Annotated in this window: 2 protein-coding genes; both read left to right on the forward strand. The window is 69.9% G+C overall.

The genetic code is table 11. The features are described 5' to 3' along the window. Positions 1-845: 845 nt before the first annotated feature. Positions 846-1,256, forward strand: coding sequence for a hypothetical protein (locus tag E6J59_19835; GenBank protein TMB15645.1), 411 nt, complete (start codon positions 846-848; stop codon positions 1,254-1,256). 420 nt (positions 1,257-1,676) lie between these two features. Next, positions 1,677-2,874, forward strand: a 1,198-nt coding sequence (locus E6J59_19840) for a hypothetical protein (protein TMB15646.1), incomplete at its 3' end; no start/stop codon positions are given.

The raw sequence follows: 2,874 nt of genomic DNA on the forward strand, positions 1-2,874 counted from the left end.
CCCGTAAGTGCGGCCGGGCGAAGCAGGTGCATGCCAGCCGCCGAGGCGCGGAAAGGCCGACGCCCCGGCAAAACCGCACCCAGCCGCGATCCCGAGAATTTCACGGCGCCACTTCCCCCGCGTGCTCGGGCGAGCGCACGAAGCACTGGGGCGGAATGCGATCGACCTCGCCGCGGTCGTGTGCCTGCCAGCAATCGGCTTCCGGGTACGCGGGTCCTCGGGCCACGAAGGTCCAACCCGCGTCTTGCATGCAGCGGACGAGGTCATCGACGGACTTCGCCGCACCTGCACATGCGCGGTGGGTCCGGTAGCGCTCGCCGCCGCCCTGGAGGGCCTCGGTCGCCTGCTCGACCTGTGGAAACCTCGGTCGCGGCACCGAGCTGGCCGTGCACGATGCGAGGATCAGTGCGATCGCCAGGGCCTCCGCGCGCCTCGACCGCGTCCAGCGGGATCCTCGATGGGGACTCTCGCTTCGATCGCGGCCGCGCACGGTTCCTCCCTCTCATCACGCGGGAACTCCGCGGACAAGTAGCGCCCGCGAGGGTCAGGGGCCCGCACGGCGCCACGCTGCGCCCGCGCGGAACGCGGGGAGTCCACGAACGTTGGGGGCGACGCAGCTTGGCCGGCGAAGGGGGTGCCGGCGAAAGGGGGGTGTCGGTGAAAGGGGGTTGACCGCCCGCGCCACCGGGGCTAGTCGGTGATTGCGGGTCCAGAGGCCATTCCGGCGCGGGGCGAGTTCCGGCTCGTTCTGCCGGTGGATCGGTGACCGATGTGGTCGGCGCCGCTGTGCCTGTGGCGAGCCCAGGCTGACCGTGGGTCACCTGGGCGCAGAGAGGAGGCTTTCGATGGAAGAGACACGAGTACGGCTACTCTCGCTGGAAGAGGTGCGCGCTTCGATGAAGCGGCTGCAGGAGCGAGGAGAGCAGCTGGTCGGCCAGCTGCGGCACGACGCGCGCCAGCTGGTCGAACGGAGCGGCAGGCCGGTGGTCGACCGGGTTCTCTCACTGGTTGACGTGGGCAAGCTGCGCGCGGACATCCAGGAGCGGGCCGAGCGGGCGGTGAAGGAGCTGGACGCCCGGCGGACGCGCCTGATGGCCAGTCTCCACGTGCAGCTCGAGCGCTTGACCGACCCGGTCGTCAAGGAGCTCAGGGCGGCGGCTCGCGAGGTGGCGTATCTGAAGGATCGGATCGCGCATGTCGAGCGACGCCTCGAGGCGCTCACGAGAGAGACCGCCAGCAAGCACCGGGCCGCCTGAGCGCGTTCCGTCCCTAGGCCGGGAGGGGGCCTCCCCCTTCCGGAGGTGGCTCCCCGGTTTGCCCACGACGGGGCGATGCCCGCCTTCCTGTGAGCCGCCATCGCCCCCGGGCGCGTTTGGCAGGACGGGCCGCTCCGGGCCCGCCCGCGCAGCGGGTCGGATGTGCATGTTTTGCAAGACTCTGAAAGGTTTGCAGGCCCGGAGGCGGTTTGGTGCGGCCTCTTCGGGGAGGACCCCCCTGACAGAGCCTGGCACGCTGCTTGCGTCGCCATGACGAGAGCGGGCCCGGCACCGGCGCCGTGCCCACTGTGACTCGTCGCGAAGAGAGGCAGGCCCTCATGACGATCGTCCGGACGGTGTGAAGCGAGTGGACGATCGGATCGGAGTTGTGCTCCACTAGGGCCTGCTGGGCGGGCACGCATGGGGAGGACAGACATGGGCCTCACCATCGTCCACAAGAGCGATCTCACGACGCGGAAGAAGAACCCGCGCGTGGCGCTGGTGCTGGCGGGCGGTGCGGTCACCGGCGGCGCCTACAAGCTCGGCGGCCTGAAGGCCCTCGACGACTTCCTCGTCAACCGCAAGACCACCGACTTCGACATCTACGTCGGTCTCTCGGCCGGCGCCTTCCTGGCCGCCCCGCTCGCCGGCGGCGTGACCCCGCCCGAGATGCTGCGCTCGCTCGACGGCACCTCCGAGGACTTCACCTACCTCTCGCCGCTCGATTTCTACAACCCGAACCTCGCCGAGTTCGCGCGCAAGCCGCTCGAGTACCTGGTCGATCTCCTCACCTACGTCCCCGGCGCGTTCTACGACTTTCTGGTCCACACGCCCGAGCTGGTGCGCGCGCTTCAGGAGCCGCTCACCCGGGCGCGGCGGCGGCCGACGCTCGCCAACCTGATCGAGTGCGTGAAGCCGGTCGTCGACGCGGTGGGCGCGGCGCGCGAGTTCCCCTTCCCGCTCGCCTACCTGCCCTCGGGCCTGTTCGACAACGCGACCCTCGAGCGCTACCTGCGCCACAACATCGAGCGGCGCGGGATGACCAACGACTTCCGCGTGCTCCACCGGCTGCGGCAGGTCGCGCTCTACATCGTCGCCATGAACCTCGATACGGCCGAGCGGGTGGTGTTCGGGCACGACGAGGACACCGCGCTCACCATCTCGGAGGCGGTGCAGGCCTCGACGGCGCTGCCCGGCTTCTACAAGCCCGCGCGCATCAAGGGCGTCGACTACGTCGACGGCGGGGTGCGGCGCACGGCCAACATCGACGTCGCCATCGAGCACGGGGCGGAGCTGGTGATCTGCTACAATCCGTTTCGGCCATTTCACAACCGGGTGGTGCGCCGCTATGTGCCCGAGCAGGGGCGCTACGCGATCGAGGGGCGGCCGCTGGCGAGCCAGGGGATGCTCACCGTGCTCAACCAGGTGCTGCGCACGCTCCTGCACTCGCGGCTGCAGCTCGGCATCCAGCAGTACCAGGACGATCCGAACTTCCAGGGCGACATCATCCTGCTCGAGCCGGGCGAGACCGATCTCGCCTTCTTCAAGATGGCGCCGCTCAATCTGTGGGCGGGGCGCAGCGCGGGGGCGCACGGCTATCTCTCGGTGACGCAGGCGA

It is taken from the genome of Deltaproteobacteria bacterium (genome assembly GCA_005879795.1).
Lineage (GTDB): Bacteria > Desulfobacterota > Binatia > DP-6 > DP-6 > DP-6.

Bases quoted from the DNA above. Each gene is read 5' to 3' on its own strand.
- E6J59_19835 (TMB15645.1), top strand. From the start codon at position 846: ATGGAAGAGACACGAGTACGGCTACTCTCGCTGGAAGAGGTGCGCGCT.